General features: G+C 33.3%; 13 protein-coding genes and 1 tRNA gene. 9 read left to right on the top strand and 5 right to left on the bottom strand.

Annotated elements, in window-relative coordinates; all coding sequences use genetic code 11:
• Positions 1–62: 62 nt before the first annotated feature.
• Positions 63–3,065 (bottom strand): DNA polymerase III subunit alpha, encoded by a 3,003-nt coding sequence (locus PBN93_RS08720; protein ID WP_271080446.1) that lies wholly within the window; start codon positions 3,063–3,065, stop codon positions 63–65.
• Positions 3,065–4,282 (bottom strand): DNA polymerase IV, encoded by a 1,218-nt coding sequence (gene dinB, locus PBN93_RS08715; RefSeq protein WP_271080445.1) that lies wholly within the window; start codon positions 4,280–4,282, stop codon positions 3,065–3,067. Before dinB ends, PBN93_RS08720 begins: the two co-directional genes overlap by 1 nt.
• A gap of 131 nt (positions 4,283–4,413) precedes the next feature.
• On the opposite strand from dinB, the gene PBN93_RS08710 reads away from it, so the two are divergent.
• Positions 4,414–5,169 carry an SOS response-associated peptidase gene (locus PBN93_RS08710; protein WP_271080444.1) on the top strand — a complete coding sequence of 252 codons (756 nt, stop codon included), beginning with the start codon at positions 4,414–4,416 and terminating at the stop codon, positions 5,167–5,169.
• Between the two features lie 289 nt (positions 5,170–5,458).
• Here the strand turns inward: PBN93_RS08710 and PBN93_RS08705 are convergent.
• Positions 5,459–5,538: transfer RNA gene (locus PBN93_RS08705), tRNA-Leu, on the bottom strand.
• 163 nt (positions 5,539–5,701) lie between these two features.
• Here PBN93_RS08705 and PBN93_RS08700 point away from each other — a divergent pair.
• The 3 genes from PBN93_RS08700 (at position 5,702) to pth (ending at position 8,019) form a co-directional block, all read left to right on the top strand.
• A complete protein-coding gene (locus PBN93_RS08700; RefSeq protein ID WP_077401573.1) occupies positions 5,702–6,643 on the top strand; it encodes a ribose-phosphate pyrophosphokinase in 942 nt (313 codons plus the stop codon).
• 45 nt (positions 6,644–6,688) lie between these two features.
• Positions 6,689–7,297 carry a 50S ribosomal protein L25/general stress protein Ctc gene (locus PBN93_RS08695; protein WP_077401570.1) on the top strand — a complete coding sequence of 203 codons (609 nt, stop codon included), beginning with the start codon at positions 6,689–6,691 and terminating at the stop codon, positions 7,295–7,297.
• A gap of 86 nt (positions 7,298–7,383) precedes the next feature.
• Entirely contained in the window at positions 7,384–8,019 is a 636-nt protein-coding gene (pth, locus tag PBN93_RS08690; protein WP_271080443.1) for an aminoacyl-tRNA hydrolase, read from the top strand.
• On the opposite strand, the gene PBN93_RS08685 is transcribed toward pth, so the two are convergent.
• Both PBN93_RS08685 and PBN93_RS08680 read right to left on the bottom strand, forming a co-directional pair.
• Positions 8,020–8,700 carry a hypothetical protein gene (locus tag PBN93_RS08685; protein ID WP_271080442.1) on the bottom strand — a complete coding sequence of 227 codons (681 nt, stop codon included), beginning with the start codon at positions 8,698–8,700 and terminating at the stop codon, positions 8,020–8,022.
• Positions 8,697–12,467, bottom strand: a complete 3,771-nt coding sequence (locus tag PBN93_RS08680; RefSeq protein WP_271080441.1) for a reprolysin-like metallopeptidase — start codon at positions 12,465–12,467, stop codon at positions 8,697–8,699. The genes PBN93_RS08685 and PBN93_RS08680 overlap by 4 nt, the downstream gene beginning before the upstream one ends.
• 48 nt (positions 12,468–12,515) lie before the next feature.
• Between PBN93_RS08680 and PBN93_RS08675 the strand changes: the two genes are divergently transcribed.
• The 5 genes from PBN93_RS08675 to PBN93_RS08655 all read left to right on the top strand — a co-directional run bounded on the left by PBN93_RS08675 (position 12,516) and on the right by PBN93_RS08655 (position 18,340).
• The gene (locus tag PBN93_RS08675) at positions 12,516–13,445 is read left to right on the top strand and encodes a bifunctional riboflavin kinase/FAD synthetase (protein ID WP_271080440.1); all 930 of its coding nucleotides are present in this window, start codon (positions 12,516–12,518) and stop codon (positions 13,443–13,445) included.
• The gene (locus PBN93_RS08670; RefSeq protein WP_271080439.1) at positions 13,442–14,752 is read left to right on the top strand and encodes an HTTM domain-containing protein; all 1,311 of its coding nucleotides are present in this window, start codon (positions 13,442–13,444) and stop codon (positions 14,750–14,752) included. Before PBN93_RS08675 ends, PBN93_RS08670 begins: the two co-directional genes overlap by 4 nt.
• Positions 14,753–14,840: 88 nt before the next feature.
• Positions 14,841–16,112, top strand: coding sequence for a serine--tRNA ligase (gene serS / locus PBN93_RS08665; RefSeq protein ID WP_271080438.1), 1,272 nt, complete (start codon positions 14,841–14,843; stop codon positions 16,110–16,112).
• Positions 16,113–16,168: 56 nt separating this feature from the next.
• Positions 16,169–17,956, top strand: coding sequence for a tetratricopeptide repeat protein (locus PBN93_RS08660; RefSeq protein ID WP_077401553.1), 1,788 nt, complete (start codon positions 16,169–16,171; stop codon positions 17,954–17,956).
• Between the two features lie 51 nt (positions 17,957–18,007).
• The gene (locus tag PBN93_RS08655) at positions 18,008–18,340 is read left to right on the top strand and encodes a DUF4286 family protein (RefSeq protein WP_077401550.1); all 333 of its coding nucleotides are present in this window, start codon (positions 18,008–18,010) and stop codon (positions 18,338–18,340) included.
• Positions 18,341–18,375: the final 35 nt, after the last annotated feature.

The following is an 18,375-nucleotide window of genomic DNA, read 5'->3' as shown; positions in this document are numbered from 1 at the left end:
TTTTTTTACTGCAATTACGGAAATGTGTAATTGGATAAGAATTACTTATAAATGGTATAGAATTAGTTATGAATACCCTTTTCTTTTAGACTTTTAAAAGTTGGTTTGTCTGATGCTCTTGGATCTCCTTGCTGTGCAATTTTTCGTGTCCAAATAGCAGCTATACTATAGTGCCCAAATTCTTCAGTTACTTTACCGTAACACGCATACACACCAATACCTGTTATAGGATATTTATCTACTACTTTTGTAAAGTGTACAACATCAAAATAAGTACCTTCTTGGTCTATAAATGTACTAAAGCGCATATGTTTGTTGTGCTTGGTGGTATTAAAACGTGTGTTTACCAAAATACCGTACAACAAAACTTCTTTATGTACATAGTTTTTCATTTCTGTTGCTTTTGTGTTGCTAAGTAGTTGTTCTGCTATCATATCAAAATAGCTATACAAAGGAAAACCTAAAAGCTCCATTTGGTCATACGCATCTTCTAACCAAGAATGCTCAAGTACTGGTAACTGAAAATTTTTATGTTTTGGCTTAAATAAACTGGGGTTTGTGTTTCTTTTCTTAGACTTATTTAGTTTAAAGATTGCTTGCCAGTGCAATTGGTTTTTCTGTAGTTTAGTAAAGCTAAAAGCACCTATTCTTATTAAAATAGACAACTGCTCTATGCTTATGGCAACACGATCTATAAAATTATCTAAAGAACTAAACTTACCATACAACTGCCGTTCTGTGAGTAGGCGTTGTATTACTAATTTTTCAAGGTTCTTTACATATCCAAAGCCTAAGTAAATATTTTTACCCTTAATTATATTATGGTTGTTGCTATTGTTAATACATGGTGGATGTATACGAGCACCACACATACGAGCTTCATGTATGTAATGTTCTGCAGAATAAAAACCGCCACCATTGTTTAGTACTGCTACCATAAATTCTAATGGGTAGTAACACTTTAAATACATACTTTGGTAACTTTCTACAGCATAGGATGCAGAGTGACCTTTTGCAAAAGCATAACCCGCAAAACTTGCTATTTGTTCCCAAACCTTTGTGGTTAATTGGTCTGTGTAGCCTTTGGCTTTGCAATTTGCCTTAAACTTGTTTTCTACTCGTGTAAACTCTTCTCTAGATCTAAACTTACCACTCATTCCTCTACGCAACACATCTGCTTCTCCTAAGTCTAAATCTGCAAATTGGTTTGCTACTTTTAAAACATCTTCTTGGTACACCATAATACCATAGGTTTCGGGCATTATGTCTGCTAAAATAGGATTCGCTTGTTTACGTCTTTTAGGATCTCGGTGTCTTCTAATATATTCATTCTTCATACCAGAGCTAGATACCCCTGGTCTTATTACAGAACTTGCAGCAACCAAACCTAAATAATCGTTAACCCTAAGTTTACTCATTAAACCACGCATAGCAGGAGACTCTACATAATAAGCACCAATTGCTTTACCTTGACTTAAAAGTTTGTTGATGTTTTTATCTACTTTAAATTTTTCAACCTGAGTAATATCTATGTCACCTACTTCTGGTCTATTTTCTTTAATAATATCTATGGCATCTTTAATTTTAGCCAAACCTCGTTGTCCTAAAATATCAAATTTAAAAACACCTACATCTTCAGCTATGTTCATATCAAACTGTACCGTTGGGAAACCCTTAGGGGGTAAATCTGTAGCTGAATAATAATGTATTGGTTTTTCTAGAATTAATATACCAGCAGAGTGTACACTAATGTAATTTGGAAACCCTCTAATAAGTGCACTGTATTTTAAAACCAGTTTTCCCATTTCATCTATGTCATTCATAGAAAAATGACCTTTGCATAGTTTGTCTATTTCTTCTTTAGGTAAACCAAATACTTTACCTAATTCCCTAACAACAGCCCTATATTTAAAAGTGTTGTAGGTTGCTAATAAAGCGGTGTTTTTAAATCGTTTAAAAATATATGTGGTTACATCATCTCTATCTTTCCAACTAAAATCAATATCAAAATCTGGAGGCGAAGCACGATAAGGATTAATAAAACGCTCAAAGTATAAATCTAACTCTATAGGGTCTACATCTGTAATCCCTATTATATAAGCAACAATACTATTTGCACCACTACCACGACCAACGTGTAAATAACCTTTGGAATTTGCGTAGCTTACTATTTCGTGATTAATTAAGAAATAGGAAACAAAATCCATTTCTTTAATTGTTTTAAGCTCCACCTCTAAACGCTTTGTAACAGTATTAGTTATAGTAGAATATCGTTTTGGTAACCCAATTTTACAAAGCTGTTTTAGGTATTCAAAATCTGCTTCTTTGGACTCTCCAAATACTTGCTGATTCTGCGACACTCTATTTTCACCAAAACCAAAACTTATAGAACAAGTAGACAACAGCTTTTTAGTATTTTCTATAATAAATGGGAAGTCACCATAGGTTTTTAGCAACTCATTTATAGGTAACATTTTTTCTGAAGGAAGTCCTTCTTCTGTTTTTTGAAGTTTGCTTAATAACGTATTGTTTGCAATTGCTCTTAACAAGCGGTGTGCATTAAAATCTCTCTTATTTCTAAATGTAACTGGTTGCTGAATTACTAATTTTTCTACATAAGATTTGTATTTAGAAAATGGTAAGCGTTTTAAGTTTTCTATAGATATGCCTATGAACTCATTAGGTTTAAACTCTGTTTTTTCTAACTGCAAAACTTTTTCAAAAGGATAAATGAAGTATGTATTTATAAGCTCTGGCGCTGCCACAGGTAATGGTTTTGATGTATGAGAATGCAATGATAAAAAATCATTCAACTCTTTAAAACCTTCATTGTTTTTAGCTAAACCAACATACAATTGTTCTGCTCCGTTCCTAAAGTCAATACCAATTACTGGTTTAATACCGTACTCTTTAGATTTGCGAATAAAGTTTAAACAAGCAGAGGTGTTATTAATATCTGTAAGCACCAAACAAGACACACCAAACCCTTTAGCCATTTCCAAAAGTTCTACTTCTGAAAATGTGCCAAAACGTAAAGAGTAATATGTATGACAATTGATATACATTATTGCTTTCTGTGTGCTAAAACTATTGGTGGTTCTCCGCTAAATGGATTATGAAAACGACCTATGGTTTTTGCTCCCATAGACGTTGCTCTCATTATACTTTTTTCTCCATACTTTTTACGTATATGATCCATCGCATCATATAGATTTAGCATCTCTTCAGTGTCATCAAATAGGTTTATTTGATAATTACCAGTTACTATATCTGTATATTTTACCCCAACCAAGCGTATCAACAAGCGCCTATCATATAAGCGCTCAAATAACTCTAATATCTTAGGTATTAAAATATGATCTGCACTTGTGTATGGTATTTTTATTTGTTTTGAATAGGTTTGATAATCGGAGTACCGAAGTCGAACAGAAATGCAAGCAGTTAATTTATCAGCTCTACGTAATTGATACGCTAAATTTTCTGCCATAGCAGTTAATGTGGTTTTTAACTGCACCATATTTGTAGTGTCTTTAGAAAATGTACGCTCTGTAGAGATAGATTTACGCTCGTGAAAAGGAATTAAAGGAGGTCTGTCTATTCCGTTAGCTCGTTTCCATATTACTTCTCCTTTTACACCTAAAGCACTAATCAACATTTCTACAGGCATTTCTTGCACTATCTGAACTGTTGTAATGCCTAAATTGCGTAGTGTTTGATATGTTTTTGTACCTACAGAAGGTATTTTCTGAATTGATAAGGGTGCTAAAAATTGCTTTTCCAAACCATTATCTACTCGCATTTGATTATTAGGTTTAGCCTCACCAGTAGCAACTTTAGAAACAATTTTATTTGATGATAAACCAAAAGATATTGGCAAACCTGTTTCTTTAATTATAGTGTTGCGTAATTCTGTTGCAAATTTATATGTGCCAAAGAACTTATCCATACCTGTTAAATCTGCATAGAACTCATCTATACTTGCTTTTTCAAACAAGGGTACACGTTCTTTTATAATCTCGGTAACAGTTTGTGAATGTTTTGTATAAATACTAGAATCTCCTCTGATGACAGTTGCCTCTGGGCATAACTGCCTAGCAAGTTTCATAGACATACCAGAATGTACTCCAAATTTTCTAGTCTCATAACTACAGGCAGCCACAACACCTCTGTCTCCTGTACCCCCAACTAATAAAGGTCGCTTTAATAACCTTGAGTCAATTAAGCGTTCACAGGACACAAAAAAAGTATCTAAATCTAAATGTAATATTGATTCTGATTTCATACTTGGAAATAATCCATCATTAAATTGGATATTTTCCAAAATTACACATTAAAGCAAATCAAAACTCATTTTTAACATTGTTGTTATTAACAACAGTAATTTTTAGTAAATTATAGTAAACGGAATTAATTATGTGTTACGGAATTAGAGTAGTTAAAAAAGCTAAAGAAATAAAGATATTTTATAACCTAAGATCCATTGAAAATAATAAGTCTGTAGATGATGAGTATATATATAATTATGCTAATGGTTTTACTCATCCAAATTTATGGGTTTTACCTCAGGAAAAAATAGGATATATGATTCCAATGAAATGGGGACTCATTCCACCTTATGAGTTAGGTGAAAATTCTAAAGAGTACTACAAAAAAACAGTAAAGTATGGCTCTGGACTAAATGCTAGATCTGAAAAGTTATTTTACTCTAGTAATTATAGAAACAGTGCAACAACAAAAAGATGCATAATTCCTGTTGATGGTTTTTATGAACCACACACTGCAACAAAAAATGGAAAAGATTTTAAAATTCCTTTTTATTTTCAACGAAAAAATGAAGCTCTAATTAATGTTGCTGGAATATATGCACTGACAAAAGATAATGTTGCAACGTTTACTATACTTACCAAAGAGGCTACCCCACTATTCTCTAAAATTCACAACAAAAAAAATAGAAGGCCTGTTTTGTTGCAGGATACCGATATTGATGTATGGTTAGATAATTCTTTAACTGAAAGTGACATTGTAAATGTAATTGATGATGATATGCCCGATGAGCTCTTAACTACATATCCTATTAGCAAAGATTTATATAAACGAGATGGGCAAGGAGATAGAGAAGATATTATTACACCTGTAAAGTATGATGAAATCCAAATTAACTATAAATGATGTTTCCAGTTTCCAGTTTCCTATCGGATTAAAACTACCTAATTAAGTAAACAGTATAAATACAAGCAACAAAAACAAATAATAATTCTGTTGCTAAATAATATTTTTACAAAAGCAACAAAAAATTACCATAACCTCTATTCCAACAAAAATTAAAAATCAATTCTTAAACTAATGCTTATGTGATTCCTATTTTAATATTTTCAAAAAAATTCGGCAAAAATTCGGCATAAAAACAAATAAAAAAACCGCAAGTAATTGAAAATCAATTAAATACGGTTTTTATCAGTACTCGAGGTGGGAATCGAACCCACACTCCGAAGAACTGGATTTTGAATCCAGCGCGTCTACCAGTTCCGCCACTCGAGCAATTGTAACGGGCTGCAAAAGTAAAAATAATTTCTAATTATTTTGCAAAAAATAAAAACAATTATCCTTTAGCTTCACAAATAAATTTATAAATTTGCACCTCGTTTAAAAAAAGGTATTTAAAATACTGATAACGACCAACATAGAAATCAACAACACAACAATGTCATACACAGTACCAGAACCTAAAATTTTTGCATGTACGCAAAGTACTGCTTTAGCAGAAAAAATTGCCAAATCATTTGGATCTGACTTAGGAAAAGTAAAATTCTCAAGATATAGTGATGGCGAGTTTCAGCCTTCTTTTGAAGAGTCTGTTCGTGGAGCAAGAGTTTTTATTATTGGATCTACAAATCCAAGCTCAGAAAACTTAATGGAAATGCTTTTAATGTTAGATGCAGCCAAAAGAGCATCTGCAAGGCATATTACAGCTGTTATGCCTTATTTTGGTTGGGCAAGACAAGACCGTAAAGACAAACCAAGAGTGCCAATTGCTGCAAAGTTAATAGCTAAAATGCTAGAAACAGCTGGTGCAACTAGGATTATTACTATGGATTTACACGCAGACCAAATACAAGGATTCTTTGAAAAACCAGTAGATCACCTTTTTGCATCTACATTATTTTTACCATACTTAAAAAGTTTAAAACTAGACAACTTAACTATTGCTTCTCCAGATATGGGTGGTTCTAAAAGAGCTTACGCATACTCTAAAGCACTAGAGAGTGATGTTGTTATATGTTACAAACAAAGAGAAAAAGCAAATGTAATTTCTCATATGGAGCTTATTGGTAACGTAGAAGGTAAAAATGTTGTACTTGTAGATGATATGGTAGATACAGCAGGTACATTAACAAAAGCAGCAGATCTTATGATGGAAAGAGGTGCACTTAGCGTAAGAGCTATTACAACACACGCTTTACTTTCTGGTGATGCTTATGAAAAAATTGAAAAATCTAAATTATTAGAGCTTATTGTAACAGATTCAATTCCGTTAAAAAAACAAAGCTCTAAAGTTAAAGTTGTAGAATCTGCAGAGTTATTTGCAGATGTTATGACTAGAGTACACAACAATACATCTATTAGTTCTAAATTTTTAATGTAATATAGATCTAATACACTAATTTTGCACATTAATTAAATATATATAATGAAGTCAATTACAATTACAGGATCACAAAGAGAAAGCGTGGGCAAAAAAGCAACTAAAGCCTTACGTAATGCTGGAATGGTTCCTTGCGTAGTATACGGAGGAAAGCAACCACTACATTTTTCAGCACCAGAACTAGCGTTCAAAGATTTAGTGTACACTCCAAACGCGCACACAGTTGTGATAGATTTGGAAAACGGAGAAAAAGTGAATGCAGTTATACAAGACATTCAGTTTCACCCAGTATCAGACAGAATTATTCACATAGATTTTTACCAATTATTTGATGATAAAGCGGTAACTATGGATATTCCTGTTCGTTTAGTTGGTAACTCTCCAGGGGTTAGAAATGGTGGTAGATTATTATTTAGAAAAAGAAAGCTTACTATTAAAGCTTTACCAGCTAAATTACCAGATTTCTTTGATGTAGATATCAATAAATTAAAAATTGGTGGTAACATATCAGTATCTTCATTAATAAATGATGATTTTACTATTTTACACCCAAACAATACAGTTGTTGTACAGGTTAAATCATCTCGTAACGTTGTTGCTACTGATGATGATGACGAAGAAGAGGAAGCTGCTGAGGCTCCTGCTGCTGAGTAAATCTCAACAAATATAAATTAAAGCATCCTGCCTTGGAATTTACCAAGTTTCAGGATGCTTTTGTATTTTTGATGCTTTTATAACTTATGATTGCACAAATAATCAAATCAATTTTTAGAACAAAACCATTGTTCGTTTTAGAAGAGAAAGATCCTATGAAAAAGTTTTTAGTAGTAGGCCTAGGAAATATAGGCGCAGAATATACAGAAACAAGACATAATATTGGCTTTAAAATACTTGATGCCTTCGCAAAAAAAGAATCTTTAACTTTTGAACCGCAAAAATTAGGGGCTGTTACTACGTACAAAATTAAAGGACGAACCATTCTTTTTTTACAACCTTCTACTTATATGAACCTAAGCGGTAAGGCTATTAGATATTGGTTAGAAAAAGAAAAAATTCCGTTAGAAAATTTATTAGTAATAACAGATGATATTAATTTGCCTTTTGGCACTATACGCGTTAAAACCAAAGGTAGCGATGGTGGCCATAACGGCTTAAAAGACACACAAAACGTATTACAAACTAGTTCTTACAACAGATACAGATTTGGTGTTGGTGCCGATTTTGGAAAAGGCAGACAGGTAGATTATGTTTTGGGGGAATGGAACCAAGAAGAACAAGAAAAGATGCAAGAACGTTTAGAGCGCTCCATAGAACTTATTAAGTCTTTTGTATTGGCTGGCGTAAAAACTACTATGAACCATTTTAACAACACTTAATTACTTAGCTTTAAACTCATAAATTCCAGAGTCTGATGAGTTTCCCTCTTCATCTATAGTTACAACTTTCCAGTAGTATACAGTATTAACTACCACACCTACTTTTACCGTAGTATTATCTGGTGCATTTGTTGTTAATAATCCTGTTGGTGGTGATACCGTTCCAAAATACACTTGGTAACTAGCTATATCATTATCTACATCTTCTGCTATCCACTCTAAATCTACATCGTTATTGGTATCTTTAAATACCGTTTGCCCAGATTTAGGAGCTATTATCTCTGCCGCAAAAGGCGGATATGTAGTTTGCGAACCTGCATTGTAAAATTTCCAAATTTCACTGGCTGTTGTCTCTGAAACCTCATCATTTTTAGCAATTACAAACCAAGAGTAAGCAACTCCTTTATCTAAAACAACCTTTTGCGTAGTGGCTGTTGTAGTTAATGTTTGCGTTAAATTAGTATTTAAATTGGTAATCTTTACATCGTATAAATCTGTTCTGGCAGATGCATTCCACTGCAACTCTACCTCACTTGTATTAGTTGTGCCTATAGTAATACCAGTAGTACACTCAGAGCTTTTTAAAGGGTAATCAAGTTCTGGTGATGATGGTGGCTTTGGAGAACTTTTAGAACAAGACAGTGTCAATAATAGACACAAAAGCATTAGTAATTTTTTCATTTCTTAATTAATTTTGTTTCACCTTTAACCACACCTCCATCAAACAATACAACATACATACCCTTTGCTAAGGCAGATACATCTAAATTCACTTTTCCGTCTTTAACAGTATATTTTTTCTGCTCTAATATTTGTCCGCTTAAAGTATAAATAGTAACCGTTACAGAGCCAGATAAAGTACCTAAATAAGCCACAGCCTTACCTTGTGTTGGGTTTGGTGATATTACCGGATTTGCTGCAATATAAATTTGCTGCTGGTACACCCCTTGGCATTCTAAACCTGTTGACACTTTTACTGTATTTAAACCATTTTTAAGCGCCAAGCTAGCTGTTTTATCTGTAGTTTGTAGCGTTACTCCATTTAACTCTACATTGTACAAATTAGCACCACTTAACTGCAAATTAAGTGTTTTATTCTGCACAGCAGATAATACTTGTAACACATCTGGTTGGGTAACAACAACTGTTACACAATAATCTTCATAAGTAATTGTACCGTCTGTACCAGATATACAAATTTGGTACGTACCAGCACTTAAATCGTCTAAACTTACTGTATCTGTAAATGCTTCTGTAATATTAACTCCGTTACCAGTTATGGATACACTGTAATTAATTTCTTCTACAGCATCAATAAAAATTTCTCCATCATTGCTAGTAGAACAAGCTTCACTTTCTATAGAAATTGTAAAATTATCTGGTCTAAACCTGTAAATAGCACAACCGTTAACATCTACCTCTGCTCCATTTGGTGTTCCTAAACAAGCATCATCTCCATCATCAAAAACACCATCATTATCTGCATCTGGTCTAGACAAACCTTCTACACATATTTCTAAACTAAAATTATTTATTTGTCCACCATCAGAAGAAGCGCCATCTTTTACCTCTAAAATCCATTCGCCTAAAACCGATTCACCATTTAATGAGGCCAATGAACCCAACGGCCTAACACTACCACCAATTGCTGCACCAGAGCCACTACCACAAACAAAACTTGCACTATCATCATCAAAAACCGCATTAATATCCTGAAAATCTCCACAAGAATTTGAGGTTAACACCACTCTTGTTCCTTGAGGAGAAATAAGGCTTATAGTTAAATCGCTTAAAAAACTATGGGTAATATCTACACTAACATTTACATCTGTAATTGGTAAATCGTCTAAAAAGGTAATTTTTGACTGCAGCACAGATGTACCCACGGTTGGTATGGTTTTAGGTAAGTCTTGAGCCTGCTTGGTATTACAACTAACCAAGGCTGTAGTAAATGTATACGCTGGACCAAAAGTACCTTCTGCACACAAACTTTTTGGTTTAACACGCCAGTAATACGTTGTTTCTGCCAACAAACCAATAGGCTTATATGTGGTAAAAGGAGTTGTTTTTTCTTCAACTATATTGGTAAAAGCAGCATCTGTGGCTATCTCTAAATCATAAGAAGAATATGCTACGTTTTCTTCCCACAGTAGCGTTTCGTTCATATTAACACCGGCCGCACCATTACCTGGAGAAATTAACCCCACATCTGCAAAACTAGTATTGCCAATTACTAATGTAATAACCACTCCCGTAGTATTTGTTGCAGATGTAGAAAGTACAGTAATTTCATAAGTTCCTGGCGCTACATTTTGGGTATTAGACAAGGTTAAATCTACATTGGTATTATTTGTATCTGCCGTTGGAGTAGAAAAAGCTACGCCTAAATTTGTTGGCGCACCAAAAACACTAAACGTAGAGGTCTCATCAAATCCATTATTAACAGTATATTTAAAGGGTATTACTACATTGTTAGGCTGACATACATTATAAGTTAACTCTACAAATTCCAAGTTAACATCTGATGTATTTACAGTAAAGTTTGATGAATTAATGGCATAATACACATTATCTGTAGGCATTACACGTATTCTAGCAGTTGTTGTAACAACATTTGGTATTTGTACAATTTGCGATCCGTCATTAATTACATTCTCTGCCAATACAATAGGAAAAGACAATCCAGAATCTATTGACATATAAATATTTACTGCCTCTGTGTTTATGGGTGCCGCATTAGTACCTGCCACATCCCATGTTACCAACTGTACAGAACCAGATTGGTATACCTCATTAGTAGATTGTGATGTTACCTTAAATGGCCCTGCAGCATTTACCACTCGCACATTCATAGTTTCAGATACTACTTGTCCGCCTCCAACAACATTGTCTCTTACTGTTAAAGCAAAATTTAAATCTCTCTCTACATCAGAAACTGATTCCCAAGAAGAACCTTCAGAAGGATTTACCTGAGTTAAATTACCCTGTATAACACGCTCTATTTTAGGAAAATAACGTTCTTTTTCAATTGTAGGCTTTAAAGATCTAAAATTAGCTCCACTAGGGTTCTCTGGTCCAAAATTAGTTCGGGTAACAACGCCATTATCTATCTGCTCCCAGGCATATGTTAACACATCTCCAGCATCTAAATCTGTTGCCTCTCCAGACAAAACAAACGGGGTTGACTTAGGAATTATATAGTTAGACAAAGGACTTATTACAGGCGGATTATTGGAAATTGCCGTAGTTACACCACAACTTATGTTACTAACATACTCAGCAATTTGAAAAATACTATAATAATGAAAATAATCATCTCCGTTAGTTTGCACATTATTACCATCTGCAATGCCTGCATACCCCATAATTGTAGACCCACTAGCTGGTTCTGCTTGCACTAAAGTTCCTTCAGAGTCAAAAGACCAAGTATGGTTTGCTCCAAATTGGTGTCCAATTTCATGTGCAACAAAATCTACATCAAACAAATCTCCTTCTGGCGTACTACGAGAAGAATAAGCTCTACCTTTCCAATTATCGTCACAAACAGAACCTACTGTACCAGCATTACCTCCGTTTGGTCCTTGATGAAAAAGATGCCCTACATCATAATTAGCAGAACCAATTACCGTAGTAAATGTATTTTGGGCTTGTGTATTTAAACTACCAGAATACGGATCTGTTGCTGCATCTGTGTATATAACTTGGTCTGTATTTGCTACCAGTTCTAAATGTATTCCTAAATCGGTCTCAAAAACCTCGTTTACTCTTGTTAGTGTTGCATTTATTGCTGCCAATGCATCTGCCACACTACCACCATGATAAGCTGTATATTCACCAGATGCAGAAATAGCTATTCTGTATGTTCTTAAAGTTTGGTCGTTTATTTGCCTAGCTGCAGATGCTTTTTTACTTGTAGCAATAACAGATTCAGTTTCACAAACAAACTCATCTTTATGCCGGTGCGCACTTGCTTTGTACACTACATATTCTTCTTTACTTTGTTTTGTAGGCTGCATATAAATCGCCTCTTCTCTGTCTGCAGACACCATCATACTTTGTATACCTTTATGAGACATACTAAAACGTATTCTTTCTTTTGGATTTACAACACCGTACCCTACATAAGATTTAATATTTGGATATTTTTTTGCAAGACCTGGTGCAAAAATTGTATGTTCATTTACATAAAAGGCTTTTAATTCTCCATTTACATCTGGAAAATAAACCACTTTTTTTCCTTTAGCACTTTTATTTGCTTGTAATGTTGTAGAAAATGCTGATTCATCTAAATAAAACGTTTTTGCTTCATTTACATCTAAATTTTGTATAGATTTAGCTGCCGAATTACGTTGCAAATCACTAGTTTTCCAATAATTCTGTTGTGCAATACCGTAAAAGCTACCAAATAATATGGTTATTGAAAAAACAAGGCGTAGTTTTGTAATCATTCAAAGCAATTTAATATTCAAAAATAGTCTTTTTATTATTTTAGTCTCGTGATAACAATTAAAAGCATTTCAAAATTCGACAAAGCACACGCTACAGTTATTACAATTGGTACTTTTGACGGTGTACATATTGGCCATAAAAAGATACTAGAAAGACTCATAAATAGTGCCAAACTGTTAGAAATAGAAAGTACAGTACTTACTTTTTTCCCACATCCTAGAATGGTTTTGCAACAAGATAGTAATATTAAATTACTTAACACTATTGAAGAAAAAGAAATGATACTAAGCAACTTAGGCTTAGACTTTTTAATTGTTCATCCTTTCTCTAAAGAATTTTCTAGACTAAGTGCAATAGATTTTGTCCGCGACCTCTTAGTTAATAAACTCAATACTAAAAAAATTATTATTGGTTACGATCACAGATTTGGGCGTAACCGTAATGCAGATATTAACGACCTTAAAAATTACGGCATTACATTTGATTTTGATGTGGAAGAAATTACTGCACAGGAAATTGATGATGTATCTGTTAGCTCTACTAAAATTAGAAAAGCTTTAGCAGAAGGTGATGTTAAAAAAGCAAACAGTTACCTTGGTTACAACTATATGCTAACGGGTATTGTTACAAAAGGTAAAGGTTTGGGCAGGCAATTAAATTTTCCTACTGCAAATATTTATATTAAAGAAGAATATAAGCTAATTCCTAAAAACGGAGTGTATGTAGTTAAAACTAAATTACACAATGTTACTGTTTTTGGTATGATGAATATTGGCTACAATCCTACCGTTAACGGCACAGAACAAACTATAGAGGTACACTTTTTTAACTTTAACGAAGACCTGTATGGTAAAAAAATACAGGTAGACATTTTAGACCGCTTAAGAGATGAGATAAAGTTTAACTCTTTAGACGATTTAAAAAATCAGCTTACAAAAGACCAAGAAACTGCTACTAGTTTAATTGCTAAACTATGACCACTTTCCTATTTAAAAAAATAGACAATGCCGGCTTAATTCTTTTTAGAATATTTTTTGGCATACTTATAAGTTTAGAGTCTTTTGGCGCTATACTTACTGGCTGGGTAAAAGCCAACCTGGTAGAACCTACTTTTAATTTTAGTTTTATAGGTTTTGAGTGGCTAAACACAATTACTGGCCCAAGTATGTATGCTTATTTTGTAATTATGGGTATTACAGGTATTTTTATTTCCGTTGGGTATAAATACCGCTACAGTATGTTAACTTTTGCGTTGCTATGGACTAGTGTTTACTTAATGCAAAAAACATCATACAACAACCATTATTACCTATTAATGTTAATTTCTTGGATAATGGTATTTTTCCCTGCAAATGCAGACAACTCTACAGATGCTAGGAAAAATCCAGAAATACGCACCAATAAAATGTATGCGTACTACAAGTACATAATTGTATTACAATTAACCATAGTTTATACGTATGCATCTGTAGCTAAATTATATGCAGACTGGTTAGACTTTGGTTTTATAAAAGTACTTATGCAAAACAAGGCCAATTATTTTTTAATTGGAGAATTTTTACAACTAGCTTGGGTACATAAAGTAGTTGCTGTTTTTGGTATTTTGTTTGATTTACTTATTATTCCGGCATTATTATGGAAACCTAGCCGAAAAATAGCTTTTGTTTTAGCTATCTTTTTTCACTTGTTTAACTCTATTGTTTTTCAAATAGGTATTTTCCCATACTTGGCTTTAGCCTTTACCGTTTTCTTTTTTGAGCCACAAAAACTTAGAAAAATATTTTATATGGTAGAAAAAAAGGCTCTACCAATTACCACAACTACTCCTAAACATAAAAACCTTGTTGTTAGTATTTGGATAATTTATTTTTTATTTCAATTAGTATTACCTGTAAGACATCATTTTTTTAAAGACGATGTTTTATGGACTGAAGAAGGACACAGACTTAGTTGGCGTATGATGTTGCGCTCACGTTCTGGCAGCGTTACTTTTACTACAGTAGACAAAGACACAAATGAAAAAAAGAGAATTAATTTAAGCAACTATCTTACTAAAAAACAACGCAGAAAAATAGGAGCATATCCAGATTTTATTTGGCAATTTGCACAACATTTAAAAAAAGAAGCTAAAAAGGAAAATAAAAATATTGCTGTGTACGTAAACTCTAGAGTTAGCGTTAACGGCAAACCATACCAACCTTTTATAGATCCTAAAGTAGATTTAGCACAAGAAAAATGGCATCATTTTAAGCACAATAATTTTATTTTACCTAGTCCAAAGTAAATTACAAGCACTAAACTCTTCAAGTTTTACGCTTTCTCTTTTGCGCAATCCCTTTTTACCATTAAATTTGCTTTTAAAATTTAAATAAATGCTACAGCTTCAAGCTATCCGAGAACAAAAAGACGAGATTATTATCGCCCTAAAAAAGCGTAATATAGATGCAGCTCCTTTGTTAGAAAACGTACTTTCATTAGATGAAAAACGTAGAGATGCACAAACCAAATTAGACAACACACTTGCAGAGAGCAATAAGTTATCTAAAGAAATTGGTATGCTTTTTAAGTCCGGAAAAGCGCAAGAAGCTAACGTTTTAAAGGAACGTACTATTGCTTTAAAAGAAGAATCTAAAACCTACCAAGAAGAACTAAATAGCGTTGCAGAAGAATTACAAAGCTTGCTATACCAAATTCCTAACGTACCACACTCAAGTGTGCCTGCAGGAAGTACTGATGAAGATAATGAGGAAATTTTTAGAGAAGGAGATATTCCTGAATTAGCAGAAGGTGCTTTACCGCACTGGGAACTAGCTAAAAAATATGACATAATAGATTTTGAACTTGGAGTTAAAATTGCTGGTGCCGGTTTTCCTGTTTATAAAGGAAAAGGAGCAAGATTGCAACGTGCCTTAATTTCATATTTTTTAGATAAAAATACAGCTGCTGGCTACCAAGAAATTCAGGTTCCGCATTTAGTTAATGAAGCTTCTGGTTACGGAACAGGGCAGTTACCAGACAAAGAAGGACAAATGTACCACGTTACTGCCGATGATTTATACTTAATACCAACTGCAGAAGTACCAGTAACTAACATTTTTAGAGACAGTATAGTAAATCAAAAAGATTTTCCTATAACCTACACAGGTTACACTCCTTGTTTTAGAAGAGAAGCTGGTAGTTACGGTGCACACGTACGAGGATTAAATAGATTACACCAGTTTGATAAGGTTGAAATTGTACGCGTAGAACACCCAGACAACTCTTATGCCGCATTAGATGGTATGGTAGAACATATTAAAGATATTTTAAGAGAATTAAAACTACCTTACAGAATTTTACGCCTATGTGGTGGCGACCTTGGTTTTACTGCTGCGCTTACGTTTGATTTTGAAGTTTTTTCTACAGCACAAGACCGTTGGTTAGAAATTAGTTCTGCGTCTAACTTTGAAGCATACCAAGCAAACAGACTTAAGTTACGTTTTAAAGATGACAATGGTAAAAGCCAATTTGCGCATACTTTAAATGGTAGCTCTTTAGCTTTGCCACGTGTTTTAGCCGGAATTTTAGAGAATTACCAAACAGAAAATGGCATTAAAATACCAGATGTTCTTGTGCCTTACTGTGGTTTTGATATGATAGATTAAGTTACTTTAACAAGAACTTCTTATATTCTTGGTATCTTTACTAAAAAATAGATTTCTTGAGAATATTTATACTTATACTAGCCTGCTGTTTTGCGCAACTTTCCGTTGGGCAAAACAGCTTTTTAGCTAAACAATATTTTGATGATGGCGATTTTGACAAGGCTGTAGTTTTTTACGAAAGATTGGTTAAAGAAAACCCAAGAAGATCAGACTATCAAACGTTTTTAATTAGTTGTTACCAACAGTTAGAGCGTTATGCAGATGCAGAAAAACTTATAAAAGCAAACCTACAATCTCCCAACCCACACCCAGTTTATTACATAGACTTAGGGCACAACTACACCTTACAAGGTAAAGATGCAGAAGCCACAAAGTATTACGATTTAGCATACTCTAAAGTTGAAGAAAACCCTAGAGATGGCTACGGTTTAGCTTATAAATTTCAGAATTATTCCCTTTTAGACTATGCGGCAAAAACGTACAGTAAAGCAATGCAACTAAACCCTGCTTTAGACTTTAATTTTCAATTAGCGCGCATATACGGAGAACAGGGTAATGTAGAAAAAATGTTTTCTAGTTTATTAAACATAGTGGGCAAAGACCCAAATAAAATGCCTACTGTAATACGTAATTTAGACGATTTTATTACAGCAGATTCTGATTACCGAAACAACACAATATTAAAAAAACTTATACTTAAAAACGCACAAAGGAGTCCGGATATTATTTGGAATGAGATGCTAAGTTGGTTATTTATACAGCAAAAGCAATATTACAGTGCCTTTAGTCAAGAAAAAGCTATTTATAAGCGCTCACAAGACGCCAGCTTAAGAAGATTACAAACATTGGCTAATATATGTGTTGATGAAAATGAAAAAGAAACTGCACAAGAAATTTTTAATTACATTGTAACAAATAGCACTAGAGTAGATAATATAAAATTATATGCAGAGTTGCAGAGAGTAGAACTAGACTTAGATTTGTCTGAAAATAAAAACACAGAAGCAGCTCAAAAATCTTTTAACTATCTTTTAGAAACCTATGGCTATAAACCACATAGCATACAATTACAATTAAAATATGCCAATTTTTTGGCCTTTAAAAAAAACAGTACCGCAGAAGCTACATCTGTCTTAAAAAAAACTTTAGAGTTACAACTTAACAGATATGAAGAAGCCAAAGTAAAAATGGCTTTAGCAGATATTTTGGTTTATAATAAAAGATTTAACGAAGCCTTAATTTATTACACACAAATACAAAAAAATCTAAAAAATGATATTTTAGCGCAAAATGCACGCTTTAAAGTAGCTAAGGCTAGTTTTTATAAAGGAGATTTTGATTGGGCTTTGGCACAATTAAAGGTCTTACGTAGCTCTACTTCTCAATTAATTGCAAATGATGCAATGCAACTTAGCCTTTTAATTTCAGATAATAGTTTGCAAGACTCTACCAAAACAGCACTTAAAAAGTATGCTACGGCAGATTTATTAGCATACCAAAATAAAACCGCAGCAGCAATAGCGGCTTTAGATGATATTTTAGAAAATCACAAAGGAGAAAAAATTGAAGATGAAGCCTTATTAAAACAGGCAGAGCTACTTATAGAGCAAAAAAAATATGAAAAAGCGGAGTTTAATTACCTGAAAATTATAGAGTTTTATGGAACAGGTATTTTAGCCGATGATGCTCATTATGCTTTAGGTAATTTGTACCAAAACATACTTTATAAGCCAGAAGAAGCTAAATATCACTATGAAAAAATAATATACAGTTACCAAGACAGCTATTTTTTCCCGTTAGCAAGAAAAGAGTTTAGAAAACTTAGAGGAGACGCTATAAATTAGTTATAGCTTTGCAAACTGTACAAAAATAAACATTACACTAAAAAAAAGATTATGTATATATACAACGTAACCATTAATGTAGAGGAAGAAGTGCACGATAAGTGGTTGTCTTGGATGAAAGAAACACACATACCAGATATGTTAGCTACTGGTAAATTTACAGGTGCAAAAATGTGTAAGGTTATTATAAAAGAAGAAATGGGAGGTGTAACATACTCTGTACAATACAGCACACCAAACAAAGAAACTTTAGACGTTTATTACAAAGATGACGCAGATAAACTACGCCAGGAAGCAAACAAGCTTTTTGCTGGCAAGTTTGTTGCTTTTAGAACAGAGTTAGAAGTTATTGGAGAAGCAGTATTAACTCCTGCAAAAAAATAAAACTACCTTTTGCAAAAAACAAAGTTTTAAACAAT

This window comes from Cellulophaga omnivescoria (assembly GCF_027915275.1).
In the GTDB taxonomy this organism is placed as follows: domain Bacteria; phylum Bacteroidota; class Bacteroidia; order Flavobacteriales; family Flavobacteriaceae; genus Cellulophaga; species Cellulophaga omnivescoria.
The sequence above is the reverse complement of the archived record's forward strand: the minus strand, read 5'-3'. Positions and strand labels throughout refer to the sequence as shown.

Coding starts and splice junctions, on each gene's coding strand:
- PBN93_RS08710 (WP_271080444.1), top strand. CDS start 4,414: ATGTGTTACGGAATTAGAGTAGTTAAAAAAGCTAAAGAAATAAAGATA.
- PBN93_RS08695 (WP_077401570.1), top strand. CDS start 6,689: ATGAAGTCAATTACAATTACAGGATCACAAAGAGAAAGCGTGGGCAAA.
- PBN93_RS08655 (WP_077401550.1), top strand. CDS start 18,008: ATGTATATATACAACGTAACCATTAATGTAGAGGAAGAAGTGCACGAT.
- PBN93_RS08720 (WP_271080446.1), bottom strand. CDS start 3,065: ATGTATATCAATTGTCATACATATTACTCTTTACGTTTTGGCACATTT.
- dinB (WP_271080445.1), bottom strand. CDS start 4,282: ATGAAATCAGAATCAATATTACATTTAGATTTAGATACTTTTTTTGTG.
- PBN93_RS08680 (WP_271080441.1), bottom strand. CDS start 12,467: ATGATTACAAAACTACGCCTTGTTTTTTCAATAACCATATTATTTGGT.
- serS (WP_271080438.1), top strand. CDS start 14,841: ATGCTACAGCTTCAAGCTATCCGAGAACAAAAAGACGAGATTATTATC.
- PBN93_RS08700 (WP_077401573.1), top strand. CDS start 5,702: ATGTCATACACAGTACCAGAACCTAAAATTTTTGCATGTACGCAAAGT.
- PBN93_RS08670 (WP_271080439.1), top strand. CDS start 13,442: ATGACCACTTTCCTATTTAAAAAAATAGACAATGCCGGCTTAATTCTT.
- pth (WP_271080443.1), top strand. CDS start 7,384: ATGATTGCACAAATAATCAAATCAATTTTTAGAACAAAACCATTGTTC.
- PBN93_RS08685 (WP_271080442.1), bottom strand. CDS start 8,700: ATGAAAAAATTACTAATGCTTTTGTGTCTATTATTGACACTGTCTTGT.